General features: G+C 59.3%; 15 protein-coding genes. 6 read left to right on the top strand and 9 right to left on the bottom strand.

What is annotated here, in order from left to right; all coding sequences use genetic code 11:
- Positions 1-2: 2 nt before the first annotated feature.
- The 4 genes from AC1RS8_RS18235 to yaaA form a co-directional block, all read right to left on the bottom strand.
- Complete coding sequence (locus AC1RS8_RS18235; RefSeq protein WP_057713387.1) at positions 3-1,172, bottom strand: alginate biosynthesis protein Alg44; 1,170 nt, start codon at positions 1,170-1,172, stop codon at positions 3-5.
- 36 nt (positions 1,173-1,208) lie between these two features.
- The gene (alg8, locus tag AC1RS8_RS18230) at positions 1,209-2,690 is read right to left on the bottom strand and encodes a mannuronan synthase (RefSeq protein ID WP_057713388.1); all 1,482 of its coding nucleotides are present in this window, start codon (positions 2,688-2,690) and stop codon (positions 1,209-1,211) included.
- 95 nt (positions 2,691-2,785) lie between these two features.
- A complete protein-coding gene (locus AC1RS8_RS18225; RefSeq protein ID WP_057713389.1) occupies positions 2,786-4,102 on the bottom strand; it encodes a nucleotide sugar dehydrogenase in 1,317 nt (438 codons plus the stop codon).
- 826 nt (positions 4,103-4,928) lie between these two features.
- Positions 4,929-5,708 (bottom strand): peroxide stress protein YaaA, encoded by a 780-nt coding sequence (gene yaaA, locus AC1RS8_RS18220; RefSeq protein ID WP_489339186.1) that lies wholly within the window; start codon positions 5,706-5,708, stop codon positions 4,929-4,931.
- 267 nt (positions 5,709-5,975) lie between these two features.
- Here yaaA and AC1RS8_RS18215 point away from each other — a divergent pair, with 267 nt between their 5' ends.
- The 6 genes from AC1RS8_RS18215 (at position 5,976) to AC1RS8_RS18190 (ending at position 11,317) form a co-directional block, all read left to right on the top strand.
- Positions 5,976-7,100 (top strand): polysaccharide deacetylase family protein, encoded by a 1,125-nt coding sequence (locus AC1RS8_RS18215; RefSeq protein WP_489339185.1) that lies wholly within the window; start codon positions 5,976-5,978, stop codon positions 7,098-7,100.
- A gap of 336 nt (positions 7,101-7,436) precedes the next feature.
- Positions 7,437-8,831, top strand: a complete 1,395-nt coding sequence (locus AC1RS8_RS18210) for a PhoH family protein (protein WP_008050144.1) — start codon at positions 7,437-7,439, stop codon at positions 8,829-8,831.
- Between the two features lie 235 nt (positions 8,832-9,066).
- A complete protein-coding gene (gene moaC, locus AC1RS8_RS18205) occupies positions 9,067-9,540 on the top strand; it encodes a cyclic pyranopterin monophosphate synthase MoaC (RefSeq protein ID WP_057713392.1) in 474 nt (157 codons plus the stop codon).
- Positions 9,537-9,779 (top strand): molybdopterin converting factor subunit 1, encoded by a 243-nt coding sequence (moaD, locus tag AC1RS8_RS18200; protein ID WP_057713393.1) that lies wholly within the window; start codon positions 9,537-9,539, stop codon positions 9,777-9,779. Before moaC ends, moaD begins: the two co-directional genes overlap by 4 nt.
- A gap of 3 nt (positions 9,780-9,782) precedes the next feature.
- Complete coding sequence (gene moaE, locus AC1RS8_RS18195; protein WP_007989960.1) at positions 9,783-10,235, top strand: molybdopterin synthase catalytic subunit MoaE; 453 nt, start codon at positions 9,783-9,785, stop codon at positions 10,233-10,235.
- A gap of 305 nt (positions 10,236-10,540) precedes the next feature.
- On the top strand, positions 10,541-11,317 hold the full coding sequence (locus tag AC1RS8_RS18190) for an ABC transporter substrate-binding protein (RefSeq protein WP_150814303.1): 777 nt from the start codon (positions 10,541-10,543) through the stop codon (positions 11,315-11,317).
- Between the two features lie 126 nt (positions 11,318-11,443).
- On the opposite strand, the gene AC1RS8_RS18185 is transcribed toward AC1RS8_RS18190, so the two are convergent.
- The 5 genes from AC1RS8_RS18185 to AC1RS8_RS18165 all read right to left on the bottom strand — a co-directional run bounded on the left by AC1RS8_RS18185 (position 11,444) and on the right by AC1RS8_RS18165 (position 16,782).
- Positions 11,444-12,085, bottom strand: a complete 642-nt coding sequence (locus AC1RS8_RS18185) for a helix-turn-helix transcriptional regulator (protein ID WP_007972668.1) — start codon at positions 12,083-12,085, stop codon at positions 11,444-11,446.
- Positions 12,086-12,175: 90 nt separating this feature from the next.
- Positions 12,176-13,303 carry an NAD(P)/FAD-dependent oxidoreductase gene (locus AC1RS8_RS18180; RefSeq protein ID WP_489339184.1) on the bottom strand — a complete coding sequence of 376 codons (1,128 nt, stop codon included), beginning with the start codon at positions 13,301-13,303 and terminating at the stop codon, positions 12,176-12,178.
- Between the two features lie 150 nt (positions 13,304-13,453).
- On the bottom strand, positions 13,454-14,398 hold the full coding sequence (locus AC1RS8_RS18175; protein ID WP_057713397.1) for an ornithine cyclodeaminase family protein: 945 nt from the start codon (positions 14,396-14,398) through the stop codon (positions 13,454-13,456).
- A gap of 138 nt (positions 14,399-14,536) precedes the next feature.
- Complete coding sequence (gene rhlB, locus AC1RS8_RS18170) at positions 14,537-16,027, bottom strand: ATP-dependent RNA helicase RhlB (protein ID WP_057713398.1); 1,491 nt, start codon at positions 16,025-16,027, stop codon at positions 14,537-14,539.
- A gap of 98 nt (positions 16,028-16,125) precedes the next feature.
- Positions 16,126-16,782 carry an alpha/beta hydrolase gene (locus AC1RS8_RS18165; RefSeq protein ID WP_057713399.1) on the bottom strand — a complete coding sequence of 219 codons (657 nt, stop codon included), beginning with the start codon at positions 16,780-16,782 and terminating at the stop codon, positions 16,126-16,128.
- Positions 16,783-17,209 lie beyond the last annotated feature (427 nt).

Raw genomic sequence — 17,209 nt, 5'->3', positions numbered from 1 at the left:
ACTTAAAGACCGACAGCCATGGCTTTGTCGATCAGCCAGTTCAGGTTCGGGCCACGGTCGCTGTTCACTTCCACCGGGCGGCCGGCGAGGGAGCTGTCCAGGGTTTCGTCCGGCTGGATCAGCACGCGGATGTCCGAAGACAGGTCGGCGCTTTTCAGGCTGGTGCTGCTGACGATCTTGCCGGTGCGGCTCTTGTCCTCGCCGGCGATCTGGAAGCGCACCGAAGTACCCGGGCGCACGTCGCCGAACTGGCGATAGGAGAAGCGCGCTTCAACATTGGCTTCGCTGTTACGCGGCACCAGTTGGAAGATCACGTCGCCCTTGCTGGCGTACTGACCGTTGGCGACCATTTGCTGGGCCACGGTGCAGTCGCAAGGCGAGGTCAGGGTGCCGGTCATCTGCTTGCCGAACAGTTCTTCAACCTTGGCCGGTTGCAGTTGGTCTTCGTCCAGATGGCCCTTGAGCACGTCGAGCATGCTGGTGCTGAAGGTCGCCAGCGGTGCGCCCTTGGCGGCCACGCCGTCGGCTTTCACCAGGCTCTGCACGGTGCCGTCGCGGGGCATGGTGATGTTCACGCCCGGCACGCTGACCAGACCGGCCTGGGCGTGGCTGACGAAGTACATGCCATACACCGATTTGAAGACAAAGCCGAATGCAGCCACGCCGACAACGAAGATCCCCAGGCTGAAGGTCACGGCTTTCAGGCGTCCGAACGCGGACATGCCGTGGCCGCCGTCCTTGACCTTGCGCGCCTTGGTGAAGTTGTCGCGCTGCAGGGTCGCCAGCATTTCACCCACGCTGACGATGTCGCCAGCCAGGTGCGAAGTGATCAGGTGGCGCAGGGTCGAGATGTCCCGTGGTTCCAGGTTCTGGAACTGGCAGCCGGCGCGTCCGGTCTCGCGATCGAAAGAGCGGACCTGCAACTCGACGTCCATGGCCAGGCCGAGGTTGTCGATGACGAATTGCAGGCGGGCCTTGTACACGTCACCCATCTTCAGCGGCAATTGACCGGCGTTGAACGCCAGGCCACCGGCGGACAGGTCGATCACCCGGGCTTCGACCGGCGTCCGGTCAGGGCCGAAGAAACGCAACTTGGCCGGGATTTTCACTCGGGCGTGTTGGCGCTGGGCTTCGGATTCATGCACTACGTTGGCGTTGACGGCGGTATTCATAAAGGCGATTTCCTGGTTAATTCAATAAGGGGGCGGTCAGACCATCAACAGCAGCACGGCGACAAAAATGCTGCCGGCAGAGAAGGTCATGGTCCGAGACGACCAGGTGTTGAACCAACGTTGAAAGCTGGCGAGATCACGGGTCAGAGACGTGGGTTGGCGGGTCCAGGACTGTTGGTCGAGGCGGAAGAACACGTAGATCTTCACCAGCGCGCCGACGATCTGGTTGTAATAGAGAATCGCCGGGTAAGCCGGGCCGATCCGGTGTCCGGAGCACGACAGCAACAAGGTCAGGATGAACCGGGTGATGCCGATCCACAGCAGGTACACCAGGATGAACGCGGTGCCGTACTTGAAGCTGGCGATCAGTGCCACGGTCAGGCCCAGCAGCGAGGTCCACATCGACACGCGCTGGTCGAACAGCACCACTGAAGTGAACACGCCGAGGCGTTTGACCCCCAGGCCCAGGGCACGGGAGTTCTGCCGCAGGTTGTTGCCGTACCAGCGGAACATCAGTTTGCGGCTGGCCTTGATGAAGCTCTTTTCCGGCGGGTGTTCAACGGTGTTGATCGCCGCGTCGGGCACATAGAACGTGTCGTAGCCCAGGCGCATCAGGCTGAACCAGCTCGACTTGTCATCGCCGGTAAGGAACTTGAAGCGACCCAGGCGCCAATGTTGCAGCGAGTCGCTTTCCACGTCGGCGATGAAGTCCGGGTTGGTGACCACGGTGGCGCGGAACACCGACATGCGGCCGGTCATGGTCAGCACGCGCTTGGACAAGGCCATCGAACACATGTTGATGTGGCGCTGGGCGAAACGCAGCTTGTGCCATTCGCTCATGATGTAGCCGCCGCGCACTTCGCAGAATTCGTTGGTGGTCAGGCCGCCGACGTTGCCGAACATCTGGAACCACGGCACGGTCTTGAGCACCACGCCTTCGGCCAGCACGGTGTCGCCATCGATCACTGCGACCACGGCGCGATCATCCGGCAGGTGCCGGGAGATGGCGCGGAAGCCGTAGGCCAGGCCATCGCGTTTGCCGGTGCCGGGAATGCGCACGAAGTCGAGCTTGACCCGGGACGGCGGGTTCATCCGTTTCCACAGGCTTTTGACCAGCAGCTCATCGGACATTTCCACGATGGAGCAGACCACGGTGGTAGGCAGACCGCAGTCGATGGCTTCGCGGATCACCGAGCTGTAGACCTGTGCGGTGGTCAGGGCGTCGATGCGGAAACTGGTGACCATCAGGAACACGTGGGACGGGTCAGCCGCTTTGCCCAGCTTGCGCACTTTGCGCCGCAGGTGCGGGTAGACGATGTACAGAAAAATCATGCCGCGCACAAAGTGGGTGGCACCCATCGAATAGCGCCAGATACCCACGGCGCCAATCAGGAAAATAAAGTCCTTCGACTCGGAGTCGAACGTGGACACGGGCAACGCCATGGCGAGGCCCATCAGTAAACTCAGGTAGAACAGCCAACCGGCGGCCTGGAGTAGGCCGTGTTTTAGCCTGTGCATAATCGGAATCCTAAAGTCAGTTGCAAGCCCCAAGCTTCAAGCCCCAAGCGAGGAGCTTTGAACTTGCGGCTTGGAGCTTGAAGCTTGCGGCTGCTTTACCAGCAGATACCTTCAGTCCGGCCAGTCACGCTGGTGGCCTTGGACATGAAACCGACCAGGTCGATCACTTGCTTGCCGTGTGGAACTTCCTGCACCAGCGCGCGGAACTTCTCGTCGCGGTTGCCGAGGATGATCACGTCGGAGTTGTTGATCACCGCGTCGAAGTCGGAATTGAGCAAGGACGAGACGTGAGGGATCTTCGACTCGATGTAGTCCTTGTTCGCACCGTGAACGCGGGCGTACTCGACGTTGCTGTCGTAGATGCTCAGGTCATAGCCCTTGCCGATCAGCATTTCCGCCAGGTCGACCAGCGGACTTTCGCGCAGGTCGTCGGTGCCGGCCTTGAAGCTCAAGCCCAGCAGGGCGACTTTGCGTTTGTCGTGGCTGGAAACGATGTCGAAAGCGTTCTGCACCTGGGATTCGTTGCTGCGCATCAGCGAGTTGAGCAACGGGGCTTCCACGTCCAGGGAACCGGCGCGGTAGGTCAGGGCACGCACGTCTTTTGGCAGGCACGAGCCGCCGAAGGCGAAGCCTGGGCGCATGTAGTACTGGGACAGGTTGAGGGTCTTGTCCTGGCAGACCACGTCCATCACTTCACGACCGTCGACGCCGACCGCCTTGGCGATGTTGCCGATTTCGTTGGCGAAGGTGACCTTGGTGGCGTGCCACACGTTGCAGGTGTACTTGATCATCTCGGCGACCGCGATGTCCTTGCGGATGATCGGTGCGTCGAGCTCTTCGTACAGCGATTGCAGAACGTCGCCGGACGCCTTGTCGAATTCACCGATGACGGTCATTGGCGGCTGGTCGTAGTCGGCGATGGCGGTGCTTTCGCGCAGGAACTCAGGGTTCACGGCCACGCCGAAATCAACACCGGCCTTCTTGCCGGAGCAGTCTTCGAGAATCGGGATGACCACATTGGCCACGGTACCCGGCAGTACGGTGCTGCGCACCACGATGGTGTGGCGGGTGGTCTTGTCACGCAGGACAAAACCGATTTCGCGGCACACTGCCTCGATGTAGTTCAGTTCCAGATCGCCGTTCTTCTTGCTCGGCGTGCCTACGCAGATCATCGACAGGTCGGTGTCGCGAATCGCCTCGGCGAAGTTGGTGGTGCCACGCAGACGACCTGTCTGGATGCCTTGGGCCAGAAGTTCACCCAGGCCTGGTTCAACGATCGGCGATTTGCCGGCATTGATCATATCGATCTTGTCTTTGGCCACATCGACGCCAACGACGTCATGGCCCCGTGCAGACAGGCAACCGGCACATACTGCGCCGACGTAACCCAAACCAAAAATGCTGATGCGCATCGCAATTACCTCTCTGTTATCAAGCCTGTAAACATCAAGCCATTAAATGGCCGGAGTTAATGGTATTCAGCGTGTTTTAGTGCACTCGCAAGTGTGCCTTACAGGCACGACAATGCCCTGTGCTGGCATATAAGTTACGAGTGTCTAAATAAATGCACTCAAGGGGTGCGCAACTAGGCCTTGTTGTTATGATTTGCCCTGTTATGCAGCCGATCCTCCTGTCGGAAGGATGCAGGTGCAACGGCCTTGCACGCCTGATGTCAGGCCGAAAGCCCGTGGATCAAGCGGTTGGGTGCTCGGGTGAGCACGTTTATAGGGGCGCTGTCGTGGCCTTGTAGGGGATAGTCATACCGCGTTATCTCCTGTCCGATTACTGTTGTCCAAATCGGTGATTAGTCAGCGCAAGTTAATATTACAACTTCGCTACACGAATCGCTTATCTGCGTAAGTTATCTCGTACACGCTCGGCGAGAATCGTTACCGGTGGTATGAGCGGCTCGTTTGGACATAGTTCCAGCCCACTCATCGCGAAATCTGAAATTTCTTGAAATATTGAGAAAGATGGCACTGCTCTCAAATTGATAGCACTTGCCGTTTCGCCCTTTATATATAGGCGGCTCAACAGAGGGGATATTTTTTTGCCACTACTGTTAAAAAAAGTCAGTGCCACTACGCAAAAAAATGATTGAAGTCGAGTGAAACTAAAGTTAGAAAATCAGCTGGTGTTTTTATGGCGCCAAAAAAATGGCGAAATGGCAGGGAAGTCTGAAGTGAATCAAGGGTCGGCGCACGAGGGTTTGTGGAGGTCGTGCACCGACCGGATGCATCACTCTGGTGCGTGATCGCGTAGAAACACCAGATTGTCCGACTTGGACTGTTCGGCGCTGTAGCGATAGCCTTGAACGTCGAACTGTTTGAGGGTGGCCGGGTCGTTGATGCGTTCTTCGATGACGAAGCGACTCATCAAGCCACGGGCCTTTTTCGCGTAGAAGCTGATGATCTTGTATTGGCCGTTCTTCAGGTCCTTGAATTCGGTATTGATGATGCGCGCGTTCAAGGCGTTGCGTTTGACGGCCGAGAAGTACTCGTTGGACGCCAGGTTGAGCAGCACGTCATCGCCTTGATCGACCAGGGCTTCGTTCAGCCACTCGCTGATGCGCGTGCCCCAGAAGGCATACAAATCCTTGCCCCGAGCGTTGGCCAGTTTGGTGCCCATTTCCAGTCGATAGGGTTGCATCAGGTCCAGCGGACGCAGCAGGCCATAGAGGCCCGAGAGCATGCGCAGGTGTTTTTGGGCGTAATCGAAATCGGCTTCGCTGAGGGTTTGCGCATTCATGCCGGTGTACACATCGCCCTTGAAGGCCAGCAGCGCCTGCTTGGCGTTTTCCGGGGTGAACGCGGGCGTCCAGCTGCCGAAACGCGCGGCGTTGAGCCCGCCGATCTTGTCGGACACGTGCATCAATTCGCTGATTTGCGCGGGCGTCAGCTCGCGCAATTGCAGGATCAACTCCTGGGAGTGGTCGAGGTACTGCGGCTGGGTGAAGCGCTGGGTCGCCGGCGGTGTTTCATAGTCGAGGGTCTTGGCGGGTGAAATCACCATCAGCATGAAGTCGTCTCCTTTAATCGTGGCGGCGATTCTAGGGGGTTGTCCTCGTTGACTCCAGCTATCGCGTCCATAGGTGATGACTGGTGGCATAGCACAAAACCTGTGGGAGCAAGCTTGCTCGCGATGACGGTGTGTCAGCTGACATCATTGTTGAATGTCAGATCGCTATCGCGAGCAAGCTCGCTCCCACAGTGGTTCAGTGTTGCTGCAGGAGGTGTGTGTGGATCAGCTATAGTGCCGCGCGGGTTTTGTTATGGAGACATCCCATTGCGTATCGCTTTTCTCATTTCGATCTGGCTACTGAGCTTCGGCGCCATCGCGGCTCCGGGCGATGTGGCGACGCTCGATCGCAGCACCTGGCCGGAGAAACTCGGCAACCCGACACTGTTCGACGTGGCGTCCAGGGCCGAGATCCTCATGTTTTCCAGTGTCCTGTTGGCCAGCGAGTCGCTGGATGAGCCCGCCCTGGCCCAGCGCCTGGGCCTGCGCACGATCAATCTGGAGTCGGTCGACCGGGTTCGTCAGCGCATGTGGCAACGGCTGCTGGCCAACTACAACTTCGCCCAACAGAGTTGCGACCAGGATGCCTCCTTCTGTTTTCTGGTCGAAGACATGCCCACCTTGCGCGAGCAGGCTGCCAAATTCCAGGTCGGCGCAGACAGCTATTACATCAAGTGGGCCGAGCCGAGCCGTGTGTTCCACACCCAGTACCTGGACGAACAGCTGCGCAAGGCCGCTTTGTTCCCGCAAACCAGCAGCGAAGTCGATCATTTTGGCGACTATGAGCGCAGCGGCGACGGGATGCATGACCGGCTGTTTCTGCTGACCTTCGACAGTGCCGCCAACGCCGTGCCGGATAACACCGCCTGGGTCACCGAGTACCTGCGCAAGTCGAACATGAGCGGGACGTTCTTCGTCCTCGGCAAGGACATCCTGGCCCGTTTGGCCGAACATTCGGTGAGTAACCTGCAAGCGACCTACTCGAGCCAGTGCATCGGCATACAAGGCTGGGAGTTCCGTTCCCACAGCCACTGGCAGGACTGGCAGGACTCGGTGCGCCGCAGCGCCGAACTGGTCAAGAGCAAGCTGCCGGAGAACTACGTGCCCCTGTTCCGTCCGCCCGACGGTCAGCGCCGTTCCGATGCCGAAGGCTTCTTCAAGACTCAGGGGTTGCAGGTAGCGTTGTGGGACATCGACGCCCAGGACGGTGCCGGCAAACTCAAGGGCAACCCGAGTGCGCAACGAGTGCTGACCCTGATGCTGCTGTGGCGGCACGGAGTGATCAATTTCAATGTGAAACAGGATGCAGTGAAAACGGCGTTGCCGTGGCTGGTCACGCAAACGGCGCCTGTCGGGATCGGCTGGGAGGATTGCCAGGATGCGTTTCGCTGAAAATGACAAAACCCCGTAAACATTGGGTTTTTGGCAATTTTGGAAGGGGATTCGTTGCAGGTGGACTTCCGACTTTAAACGGGTGATGGCAGTCCGCCAAGTGCTATTGGTCAATCTGAAAAATAAACTTCAAAAAAGCGTCAAAGTACTTTTTTCTGTCACACGTTTTGGAGTATTACGAAGACAGACCGCCGAAACCTGCAACACAGGTGGCGTCTTCCAAGACCCCGCATGTATGCAGAACACTTGAGTCCCCGCAGGTGTATTCGGCAGTCACTTCGAGGCGCAGCACCGTCAAGGTATTGCGTCGAATGGCTCCCACAAAGGTGACCGAGTATGGATGATCACGGACGTAGCTCTTCTTCCAACCAGCCAATCCTTTATGTACTCGATACCAACGTATTGATTCACGATCCAAACGCGCTGCTTAACTTCGAAGAACACCACGTCGCGATCCCGATGACCGTGCTTGAAGAGCTCGACAAGCTCAAGAGCGGGCATCACAGCGTAGCCGCCGAATGCCGCCAGGCCATCCGCCTGATCGACAAGACTCTGGGCGATGCCTCACCCGAGGACGTCGAGCAGGGTGTGCCGATCCAGCGTGGCAAAAGCGGACCCAAGGGTTTGCTGTCAATTCTGATGAGCAAGCATGCCGAGCCGAACCTGATTCTGCCCGAGCACCTGAACGACAACAAAATCATCAATCAACTGATCGACCTGCACGCGCGCGATCCGAAGAAGCCCGTGGTGCTGGTCACCAAAGACATCAACATGCGCCTCAAGGCGCGCGCCTGCGGAATCGCGGCCGAGGACTACAGCACCGACCAACTGGTCGATGACGTGTCCTTGCTGCCCAATGGCTACCACAACATGACCGGCTCTTTCTGGGACCGCGTGAGCAAGGTTGAAACCCGTCAGGACCACGGCCGCACCTGGCATCAGGTGCAATTGATCGACAACCTGCCGGCGGTGCACATCAACGAATTCATCATTGATGAACAGGGCTTTGTCGGCTGGATCAAGGAGATTGAAGAGGACCGCTTGCTGATCCTCGACCTGCACCAGGAACCGCTGCTGCACCAGGAAGCCTGGGGCCTCAAGCCGCGTGATATCTATCAGAGCCTGGCGTTGTACGCCTTGCTCGATCCGGATATCCACCTGGTCAACCTGTCGGGTGCCGCGGGTTCGGGTAAAACCATCCTGGCGCTGGCCGCTGCGATCGAGCAGACCATGGTCAGCAAACGTTATCGCCGCATCATCGCTACCCGTAGCGTGCAGGGCCTGGATCAGGAAATCGGCTTCCTGCCCGGCACCGAGGCGGAAAAAATGGAGCCGTGGCTGGGCGCCATCACCGACAACCTCGAAGCCTTGCACATGGATGACGAAAGCACCCATGGCAGCGTCGACTACATCCTCAGCAAAGTGCCGTTGCAGTTCAAATCCCTCAACTACATCCGGGGCCGCAGCTTCCAGCAGAGCCTGATCCTGATCGACGAATGCCAGAACCTCACGCCGCACCAGATGAAAACCATCATCACCCGTGCCGGTGCCGGTTCCAAAGTGGTGTGCCTGGGCAACCTGGCACAGATCGACACCCCTTACCTGTCTGCGACCAGCTCCGGGCTGACCTACCTCACTGAACGCTTCAAGGACTTCCCGAACGGGGTGCACATCACCCTGCAAGGGGTACCACGTTCGATCCTGGCCGAATACGCCGAATCGCATCTGTAACAGTCCACCGGAGCCGGGCGGCCCTAAAGCCGCCCGGTTTTTTATGGGCGTATGAAAAACCTGTGGGAGCGAGCTTGCTCGCGATGACGGTGTGTCAGTCGACATTTCAGGTGAATGGCAGGTTGCTATCGCGAGCAAGCTCGCTCCCACATTGGTTTGTGGTGACCCGATAATCGTGCGTGCGGAAAATTGACCCGCAGGTTTACAATCGACGCTCCTGATCAGGAGTAATCCCGTGCTGACTCATCTCGATTCCCAAGGTCGCGCCAACATGGTCGACGTCACTGAAAAAGCCGTGACGTTCCGTGAGGCGACCGCTCAAGCGCTGGTGCGCATGCTGCCCGAAACCCTGCAGATGATCGTCAGTGGCGGCCACCCCAAGGGTGATGTGTTTGCCGTGGCACGCATTGCCGGTATCCAGGCGGCGAAGAAAACCAGCGATCTGATTCCCCTGTGCCATCCGCTGATGCTGACCGGTGTCAAGGTCGAGCTCAGTGCCGAAGGCGAGGATTCGGTGCGCATCGTGGCGCGTTGCAAGCTGTCAGGGCAGACCGGCGTCGAGATGGAGGCCCTGACCGCTGCCAGCGTCGCCGCGCTGACGATCTACGACATGTGCAAAGCCGTGGACCGCGGCATGACCATCGAAAGCGTGCGTCTGCTGGAGAAGGTCGGCGGCAAGAGCGGACATTTCCAGGCGGAGCAGTCATGAACGTTACCGTAAAGTTTTTCGCCCGTTATCGTGAAGCGTTGGGTCTGGATTCGGTGAAAGTAGAAGGCAACTTCGCCACCGTCGACGACGTCCGCGCACTGTTGGCCCAACGTGACGGTGCCGAGGTGTTGAGCGAGCAGAACCTGATGTGCGCCCGCAACGAAGACCTGTGCCAGCTCGACGAGCCGGTCAGCGACGGCGATGAAGTGGCGTTCTTTCCGACTGTGACCGGAGGCTGAACCATGGCGATTCGCGTGCAGTCCACGGCGTTCGACCCTGGGGCCGAAGTCAACGCCATGCACGATGCCAATGTCGGCGTGGGTGCAGTGGTGAGTTTTGTTGGCTACGTGCGCGACTTCAATGACGGCCTCGACGTCGCCGGGATGTTCCTCGAACACTATCCCGGCATGACTGAAAAAGCGTTGGGCAAGATCGCCATCGAGGCAGAGCAGCGCTGGCCGCTGCTCAAGCTGGAAGTGCTGCACCGCATCGGCGCCCTGGAGCCGGGCGAGCCGATTGTCTTCGTCGGCGCGGCCAGCGCCCATCGTCAGGCGGCATTCGACGCCTGCGCCTTTGTCATGGATTACCTGAAAACCCGTGCGCCGTTCTGGAAGAAAGAAAACACCAGCGACGGGCCGCGCTGGGTCGAGGGGCGTGACAGTGATCATGCGGCGGCGGATCGCTGGAAGCAGTAGTTTCTGCGGCGTTCTTTAGTCAGTCTTCGCGGGCAAGCCCGCTCCCACAGGGTTCTGCGTCGTACACAAAGTTTGTGTTCATCCAGATCCACTGTGGGAGCGAGCTTGCTCGCGATGAGGCCTTTCGATTCAACCAATCACTCCCGGATTCACCACCCGACCATCGGCCGGAACGGGCTGCATTTACCTCATTGACGGTTCATACATAAAAGTCCAGTATGGAATTATAAGTACAAAAAAGTTTCCACCCGTTTCAGCTTTTTCTTCTGTCTTGCCAAACCAACAACAACCGCGAGAAAACGAACATGAAGAAGTTCCCCCTCATTACCGGTCTGGCCCTGAGCCTGTTGGCGTGCAGCTCTGTGTTCGCCGCCGAGAAAACCCTGCGCATCGGTATCGAAGCGGCGTATCCACCGTTCGCCTCGAAAACCGACAAAGGCGAAATCGTCGGTTTCGACTATGACATCGGCAATGCCTTGTGCGCACAGATGAAGGCCAAGTGTGTGTGGGTCGAAGGTGAGTTCGATGGTCTGATTCCGTCCCTGAAGGTGAAGAAAATCGACATGGCGCTGTCGTCCATGACCATCAATGAAGACCGCAAGAAGTCGGTGGACTTCACCCACAAGTACTATTTCACTTCGTCGCGTCTGGTGATGAAGGACGGCGCGGTGGTGGATGACCAGTACGCCAGCCTCAAGGGCAAGACTGTCGGTGTGCAGCGCGCCACCACCACCGACCGTTACGCCTCCGAGGTGTTCGAGCCCAAGGGCATCAACGTCAAGCGCTACAGCAACAACGAAGAAATCTACATGGATCTGGCCGCCGGTCGCCTCGACGCGATTTTTGCCGACACCATTCCACTGAATGACTTCCTGTCGATGCCGCGAGGCAAGGGTTACGCCTTTGTCGGGCCGGAGCTGAAAGATCCGAAATATGTGGGCGAGGGTGCCGGGATTGCCGTGCGCAAGGGCAACACCGAGTTGGTCAGCGAGCTGAACACGGCCATTGATGGCATTCGCGCCAGTGGTGAGTACCAGAAGATTTCGGACAAGTACTTCAAGTCGGATATCTACGGCGACTGACAAACCGCCATCGCGAGCAAGCTCGCTCCCACAGGTTCAGTGGTGTACATATCTCTTGCGCACGACTCGGACACTGTGGGAGCGAGCTTGCTCGCGATGAGGCCCTTCCAGCACATTTCTCAGGGCTCAGCCCTTCAATTCCTTCAAATGCTTGTACACCGTCGCCCGGCCCATGTTCAGCACATTGGCCACGTAGTTCGAGGCGCTTTTGCCCTTGAATGCGCCTTCGGCGTGCAACGCCAGCACCAGTTCGCGCTTGTGGTCGCGGGTCAGCAGATTCAGGCTCAACTGGCGCTCACGCAGCCATGCGTGGAGGAAGGTGTTGATCCGCTCCTGCCAGTCATCGCGAAACAGTGCATCCGGCTGCGGGATCAGCTTGGTCGGCGACAGGAACAGGTCCAAGGCGGCCTTGGCATTCTCGAACAGCGAAATATTCAGGTTGATGCACAACACCGCCAGCGGATGACCTTCGCTGTCCCGTAGCACCGTGCTGAGGCTGCGAATCTTCTGACCATCCCAATTGAGCTTTTCGTACGGCCCGATGTTTCGTTCGCTGACATCGTCGCTGAGCATGTCTTCCAGCGCCGAGTCGTCGCCGATTTCCCGCTTGGACAGGTTGTTGGCGATGTAGTCGACCTTTTGCGTGCGCAGGTCGTGCAGCACCACTTCGGCGTGGGGGAAAAACAACGTGGCGATGGCGTCGGCTATCGCGTGGAAGTTATCCAGGGACGTGTCGTCCAGGGCCGAGTCTTTTTCGGGGGCGTTCATACAGTGGAACTCCAGGCAGCGTCAGCGCCCCATCAAAGGGGCGCTGAAAGTGTGCCGTAATCGTGTGGACACGTCACCTGAGGATCAGGATCAGCCGAGGCGGGCAGGGGAGAGCATTTCGGCATTCAGGCCGAAACGGCCGAGCGACTCGGGCAACGCTGCACCGCGCACCAGTGCCGCGCTGGCCTGGCCCATGGCCGGCGAAGTCTGGATGCCATAACCGCCTTGTGCCGCGACCCAGAACAGCCCCGCTACCTGTGGGTCGAAGCCGGACAACAGGTCGCCGTCGCTGACGAAGCTGCGCAGGCCGGCCCAGGTGCGGGTCGGGCGGCGAATGGTCAGGGTCGTGGCTTCTTCGATCTGGTAGATGCCCATGGCAATGTCCAGCTCTTCGGGCTGCACGTCGTGGGGGTCCACCGGGTCGGCGTTGGCCGGCGAGCCGAGGAACATCCCGGCATCGGGTTTCATGTAGAAGGATTCGTCGAGGCTGACCAGCATCGGCCAATGGTGGATGTCCACGCCTTCGGGGCCGGCGAAGATGAACGCGGCACGGCGTTTGGGTTGCAGGCCCAGCGGTTTGGCGCCGGCCAGTTCGCCGATCTTGTCGGCCCAGGCGCCGGCGGCGTTGATGATGATTGGCGCGCTGAACGTCTGGCTGTTGGTCTGAACGTGCCATACACCTTGGCCGTCGCGGCTCAGGTCGACGACTTCGCTGTCGGTATGCACTTCGCCCTGGTTGCGGCGGATACCGCGCAAATAGCCCTGGTGCAGGGCGTCGGTGTCGATGTCGCTGGCGGTCGGGTCGTAGATGGCGCCGTGGACCTTTTCCCGGCGCAGGATCGGCACCAGCGCGCAGGCCTCGTCGGCGCCGAGCAATTGCATCTCCGGGACCGTGGTTTTTGCGCTCTGGTATTGCCTGTTCAGTTCGTCCGGGTCACCGGTCAGGTCCACGGTCATTTCGCCCCGCGGGGTCAGCAGCGGGTGTTCGCAGAAACCGCTGGGCGGGTTGTCGAAAAAGTCCCGGCTGGCCAGGGTCAGCGCCCGTACTTGCGGGGTGCCGTAGGCCGCGGTGTACAGCGCCGCCGAACGGCCGGTGGAGTGATAGGCCGGATGGGATTCGCGTTCGAGCACGATCACGCGGCCGTGCTGCGACAACCAGAAACCTGTGGAAGCACCGGCAATTCCGCCGCCGATGATGATGAAATCTGCCTGGCTCATGAACGTCTCCTGGTGGGGCGTAAATGCCTATGGTGAAGAAATTTTCTGTGGGAGCGAGCTTGCTCGCGATTGCGGTCAATCATTCAGCATGGATGTCGACTGACTTGACGCTATCGCGAGCAAGCTCGCTCCCACAGATGAGTGGTGGTGTCAGTGAGATAGGCGATAGATCGCATTGGCCAGTGCAATGTCTTCCAGGCCCAGGCCGATGGAGCGGAAAAACACGTGACGGTCGTAGTCGGGGCGCTGCACCTTCTCGCTGAGCAGGTCGGGCAGGTCGCCGACAATCGCGCCCTTGTCCCAGCCGTGCCGTTCGGCGGCGATCAGCATTTCGCCGGCCGAGCCCGGGGTGGTCAGGCGATAGTCGCAGAACACCTGCATGTCGTTGAGGCTCTGCGGCGGCACTTCGTGGGCACGCGGCGCATTGGTGCTGATGGAGGTGATCAACGCCGGTTTGCGCAAGCTCGATGGATCGATCACCGGACCGGCGGACGAGGTGCAGAGCATGATCACGTCGGCGTCCTGAACGGCAGCTTCGCGACTGTCGACGATGTTCAGGCGTGGCTCGATGTTTTTCAGCAGGCTCACGGTTTCGGCATCTTCGCTCAAGCTCGGCGAGTACAGGCAGATGCTCTGCCAGTCGCGCAGGCCTTTCACATAGTGCAGGTGCGCCTGGGCCACTTTACCGCTGCCGATGATGGCCAGGCGATTGGCTGTGAGTGGCGCGAGGGCGTCGACCGCCACGGCGGTGGTGGCCGCCGTGCGCGCGGTGGTCAGTTCTCCGGCATCGCACAACAACAGCGGCTGGCCGGTCTGCATCGACATCAGCAGCGTCCATGCAGTCACCAGCGGCCCCTGTTCACGGACGATGTACGGTGACGTCTTGATCCCGTACACGCCGTCTTCAGCCAACACGCCCAGGTAGTTGATGAAATCGCCCGCGCCCTGTGGAAACTCCACCAGTTGCTGCGCCGGTTGTACGGCCTGCCCGGCGGCCAGCTCGCGGAACAGTTTGCGCAGGATCTGCGGTACATCGACCTGCGCCAGTAGCTCGCGAGCCTGGGCTTGGGGGATCACTTGGGGCGTGCTGGACATGGTCGGCTCCGGAGATGGAAATAAACTAATTTGTCTATTATGGACTTTTAGTTATCGCGAGCAAGCTCCTGTTGAAAAAAAGCCGGGCGAAAAAAAAGCGCAGTCCGTTTCCGGCTGCGCTTGTCTTTTCAGCGTCGCTTAATGAGGACGCTTGCGTTCAACGGGCCGCAACAGATGCGTCGGTGGCGTTTCACAGCTGATCTTGCGCCCCAGCTTTTCCTCGATGGACGGTAGCTGGTAGGAGTCGTCTTCACCGGCAAAGCTGATGGATACGCCATCGGCACCCGCACGACCGGTACGACCGATGCGGTGCACGTAGTCGTCCGGCACTTCCGGCAGGGTGAAGTTGATCACGTGGCTGATGCCGTCGATGTGGATACCGCGACCGGCCACATCGGTGGCGACCAGCACGCGGATCTTGCCTTCGCGGAAGCCTTCGAGGGTCTTGATGCGCTTGTGCTGCGGCACGTCGCCGGACAGTTGCGCGGCGTTGATGCCGTCGCGCACCAGGCGTTCTTCGATGCGCCGCACTTCATCCTTGCGGTTGGCGAAGACAATGACCCGCTCCCAACCATTGTCGTTGACCAGGTTGTAGAGCAGCTTGTACTTGTCGGCACCGGCCACCGCGTAGATGTGCTGCTCGACGTTTTCGTTGGCAACGTTCTGCGACTCGATCTCGACGATCGACGGATCGGTGGTCCATTGCTTGGCCAGGTTCATCACGTCTTCGGTGAAGGTCGCGGAGAACAGCAGCGTCTGGCGCTCGGACTTCGGCGGCGTCTGGCGAATGATCTGGCGCACTTGCGGGATGAAGCCCATGTCGAGCATGCGGTCGGCCTCGTCCAGCACCATCACTTCGACCATGTCCAGATGCACGTCGCCGCGCTGGTTGAAGTCCAGCAGGCGGCCCGGCGTGGCCACGAGGATGTCGCAGTGGCGGGCTTCGAGGTGCTTGAGCTGCTTGTCGAAGTCCATGCCACCGACGAACGTCATGACGTTGAGGCCGGTGTACTTGGTCAGGTCGGCGGCGTCCTTGGCGATCTGCACCACCAGTTCGCGGGTCGGCGCGATGATCAGTGCCCGTGGCTCACCCATGTAGCGCTCTTTCGGCGGCGGGGTTTGCAGCAACTGGGTGATGATCGAGATCAGGAACGCAGCGGTCTTGCCGGTACCGGTCTGGGCGCGGCCGATGGCGTCTTTGCCCGCGAGGGTGAAGCCCAGCACCTGTGCCTGGATCGGCGTGCAATACGGGAAGCCCAGATCCTGGATGGCGTGCATCAGTTCAGGGGCGAGTTTGAAATCGTGGAAGCGGGTCTTGCCTTCCTGGGGTTCGACGACGAAGTCTTCGAGTTTCCATGGGATGACCGGTGCCTTGGGCTTGGGTTCGCGGCGCGGTTTGGCGGGTTTCGGCGTGTCGCTGCGCGGCTGCTCCGGGGCTGTGATCGCCGCAGGCTGGGCGTCTTCTACGGTCTTCGGCTCGTGCTTGGGTGCAGTCGTGGTGGCGGTCCGTTCAGACTGATTGCCGTCGGTGCGGTGGCCGGGAGCGTGAGACGGAGCGCTGGGGACTGGCGCGAGTTGCTCAGTCTCGCTTTTACCGAACATTTTCTTGAGTGCTTTGAGCACGGTCATCTCATCAATTGGTTAAGGAATGTACGCCGGGCAGTGTAATGCAAGAATCGGGCGCGGCGTAGTGGGATGGATCAAAGGGCGCTTTTAAACAGAAATGCTTAACGCAAGCGCTCGGCGAGCCAGACGCCGATGTCGCGAATTTCTTCAGGTAACACTTCGTGACCCATTGGGTATTCCTGCCATGTCACGGTGACACCACGCAGCTTCAAATGCTCGTAGGCGCTGCGCCCCATCGAGTTCTGCACCACATCGTCGTACTGGCCGTGCAGGCACAGCACTGGAATGCGCTGCTGGCTGGCGGACATTTCCAGTTGGTCACTGAAAGTCGGTGCATAAGTGGAGAGGGCGAGTACGCCACCCAGTGGTCCCTGCCATTTCAGAAACGCGGTGTGGAGCACCACCGCACCACCCTGTGAAAAACCTGCCAGGAAAATCCGCGAGGCGTCTATTCCGCTGGCCTTCTGCGTTTCGATCAGTTCGATGATCCAGTTGGCAGATTCTTCCAATTGCTCGCGGTTGATCGCGCGCGCGGGGCTCATGGCCAATATGTCGTACCAACTCGGCATCTCGTATCCGCCATTGATGGTGACGGCGCGGCTCGGCGCCTGGGGCAAAACAAAGCGGGTGCTCAACAGGGTTTCCTGCAGGGCTTCGGCCACTGGCAGGAAGTCGTAGCGATCGGCACCCAGGCCGTGCAGCCAGATAACGCAGGCATCTGCGGTCTTGACGGGTTCAAGAATCAAGGGGTTGGTCATGGCTGCTCCAAAAGTGTGCGTGCGCTCTTATTGAGTGCTAAGGCTGAGTGCGTGTCTGGTTGATCAGTTACGAAGATGTCGCAAGGTTACAAGTTTTGCTATTGACCTGCAGCTGAACCGCTTCGGAGAGCAGTGTGGTACGGGCTTTGCTATGGCGAAGTCTGTATGAAAAATCCCACGCCTGTCGGTAACACTATCAGGCCAAGGTTATTAGTGGGATTGAAAAGAATCCGGTGATGGATGTTCGCCAAAGGCCGATATGGGGCTTCGCGAACGTGAAAGGGCTACAGCCCGTTCGGCCGACTGGTGAGAGTGAGTTTTCCATGACGTGGATTTTCTCCTACTAGACTCATAGCTAACGTCTTACGTCGGTTGACCCCCAAAACAAGCCAACACGGGTCGACTACGCCTCAAAAGGGTGCGACAG

The sequence above is a fragment of the Pseudomonas sp. GW821-FHT12A04 genome, assembly GCF_058807755.1.
The sequence above is the reverse complement of the archived record's forward strand: the minus strand, read 5'-3'. Positions and strand labels throughout refer to the sequence as shown.

Bases quoted from the DNA above. Each gene is read 5' to 3' on its own strand.
- AC1RS8_RS18235 (WP_057713387.1), bottom strand. From the start codon at position 1,172: ATGAATACCGCCGTCAACGCCAACGTAGTGCATGAATCCGAAGCCCAG.
- alg8 (WP_057713388.1), bottom strand. From the start codon at position 2,690: ATGCACAGGCTAAAACACGGCCTACTCCAGGCCGCCGGTTGGCTGTTC.
- AC1RS8_RS18225 (WP_057713389.1), bottom strand. From the start codon at position 4,102: ATGCGCATCAGCATTTTTGGTTTGGGTTACGTCGGCGCAGTATGTGCC.
- yaaA (WP_489339186.1), bottom strand. From the start codon at position 5,708: ATGCTGATGGTGATTTCACCCGCCAAGACCCTCGACTATGAAACACCG.
- AC1RS8_RS18210 (WP_008050144.1), top strand. From the start codon at position 7,437: ATGGATGATCACGGACGTAGCTCTTCTTCCAACCAGCCAATCCTTTAT.
- moaD (WP_057713393.1), top strand. From the start codon at position 9,537: ATGAACGTTACCGTAAAGTTTTTCGCCCGTTATCGTGAAGCGTTGGGT.
- moaE (WP_007989960.1), top strand. From the start codon at position 9,783: ATGGCGATTCGCGTGCAGTCCACGGCGTTCGACCCTGGGGCCGAAGTC.
- AC1RS8_RS18190 (WP_150814303.1), top strand. From the start codon at position 10,541: ATGAAGAAGTTCCCCCTCATTACCGGTCTGGCCCTGAGCCTGTTGGCG.
- AC1RS8_RS18185 (WP_007972668.1), bottom strand. From the start codon at position 12,085: ATGAACGCCCCCGAAAAAGACTCGGCCCTGGACGACACGTCCCTGGAT.
- AC1RS8_RS18180 (WP_489339184.1), bottom strand. From the start codon at position 13,303: ATGAGCCAGGCAGATTTCATCATCATCGGCGGCGGAATTGCCGGTGCT.
- AC1RS8_RS18175 (WP_057713397.1), bottom strand. From the start codon at position 14,398: ATGTCCAGCACGCCCCAAGTGATCCCCCAAGCCCAGGCTCGCGAGCTA.
- rhlB (WP_057713398.1), bottom strand. From the start codon at position 16,027: ATGACCGTGCTCAAAGCACTCAAGAAAATGTTCGGTAAAAGCGAGACT.
- AC1RS8_RS18165 (WP_057713399.1), bottom strand. From the start codon at position 16,782: ATGACCAACCCCTTGATTCTTGAACCCGTCAAGACCGCAGATGCCTGC.